Here is a 2,032-nt window from a genome sequence, read left to right as displayed (position 1 = left end):
CATTTGATATTAAAAGCTCACTTGCTTCTTTTAATGACTCTGGTTTGTAGTAATCAAAATACTTCATTATTCCACCTCCAAATATCAATTCAATTGTCTGTTTTTATTTCCTTAATAGCTATAAAGCGAAGAATAGAAAACGTATTCCTTCATAAAAAAACATATGTATGTACTCCTTCTACACTAGATTATACAAGGAAATCGTTTGTCATAATCTCATAAATTTTTCTTCCATACATATAATGTTTTAGTAACTGTTAATAAAGCTATTATACATAAATAATAACTTTATTGACATCTATTTTAGGAAATATAACAAGTTCGATATCTTTTCTGGTTATTTTCTGTGGCTAAGTTACATAAGAAAGGACTATATGCAAAGATATAGTCCTTTTGATAATTATTATTTAATTTTTAAAATATATTTGTTTATATAGTGATTATTTTGTTTGTGGAAGTACTTTGTTTAGTATTATACCTACTATTGCTGCTAATGCCATACCCTCTATAGCTAGGTTTATAGTACCAATTTGTATTGGCAATACAGCTCCGCCAAGACCTAATACTAATATTACTGCTGCAATTATAAGATTTCTTGATTGAGCAAAGTCTACTTTGTTCTCAACTAGTGTTCTAGCTCCAATTGAAGCTATCATTCCGAATAGTACTATTGATATTCCACCAACAACTGATGTAGGAATTGAACCTATTACTGCTGCAAGCTTTGGTACTCCACCTAATAGAATAGCAAATACAGCTGCAATTCTCATTATCTTTGGGTCCCAAACTCTTGTAAGAGCTAATGCTCCAGTGTTCTCTGAGTATGTTGTATTAGCAGGACCACCTACTAAAGCTGATAATGATGTACATATTCCATCAGCCATCATAGTTCTATGAAGACCTGGGTCTTTAAGGAAATCATCTTCCACTGTAGCACCTATTGCTACTACATCCCCAATGTGTTCAACCATTGTAGCAAGAGCTATTGGTGCAACCATCATTACTGATGTAAAGCTAAATTTAGCTATGGCAAATTTAGGAACTCCAAACCATGCCGCTTGTCCTATAGTTGAAAAATCAACATTACCAGTTATGATTGATACTACATATCCCACAATAAGTCCTGAAATTACAGGTACAATCTGTAAAAATCCTTTACCAAATATGGATACTATTATAACAGTAGCAAGACCAACTACAGCTAATAGCCAATTTTCTGATGCCATACCTATTGCAGTAGGTGCTAGCTTAAGTCCTATAACTAAAATCATAGGTCCAGTTACTACTGGAGGGAAAAAGCTTACAATCTTTTCTACACCAAAGACATATATGAGTCCAGACATTACAAGATAAACTAATCCAGCTATAACTATTCCACCTCTAGCATAGGCTAATCCCTCAGCAACCTGAGCTCCTTGTCCACTTGATAGTGCTTGCGCAACATCAGTTATACCAGTATTAACCGCTAATACCGCTAACATTGGAGCAATAAAAGCAAATGATGAACCTAAAAATACAGGAACTCTCTTTTTCATAATAAGATGACCTAAAAGAGTACAAACCCCCGCCATAAATAGTGCAACAGATACGTCTAGTCCAGTAATTATTGGTACTAATACAGTTGCACCAAACATTGTAAACGTATGCTGTAATCCAAGAATAAGTCTTTTTCCTAAAGATAATTGCATTGCATCACGAATAGGTTCTTGAAGCTTAACAGTTTCCATCTTATAAATTTCCCCCTTTATTCTTTACTACTCCCCTTAATAAAAACTTAGCAATAGACTTTCCTTTTCTCCCCTCCCTCTATATGTAATCTTTCTGAAAGCTTAAAGCTTCAGAATATATAACCACCTGGCTATAAGCTAAATAACAGCCAGGTGAGCTAATACATATTCTTTGTTACAATCTACTTCTGTTGATTCTTCTCCTTTATTGCATTAAGGACTCTTTCTGGGGTTAATGGTATTTGATGCATTCTTACTCCTACTGCATTGTGAAGGGCTATGGCTATTGCTGGGGCTGATGGTAT

General features: G+C 34.3%; 1 protein-coding gene. It reads right to left on the bottom strand.

The features are described 5' to 3' along the window. Positions 1-440: 440 nt before the first annotated feature. Positions 441-1,727: a uracil-xanthine permease family protein gene (locus HNR33_RS22750; protein WP_429088301.1), complete on the bottom strand. Its 1,287-nt coding sequence runs from the start codon at positions 1,725-1,727 to the stop codon at positions 441-443. Positions 1,728-2,032 lie beyond the last annotated feature (305 nt).

It is taken from the genome of Brassicibacter mesophilus (assembly GCF_050433385.1).
GTDB classification, from domain to species: Bacteria; Bacillota; Clostridia; order Tissierellales; family Proteiniboraceae; genus Brassicibacter; species Brassicibacter mesophilus.
This window is presented reverse-complemented; position numbering and strand designations above follow the sequence as displayed.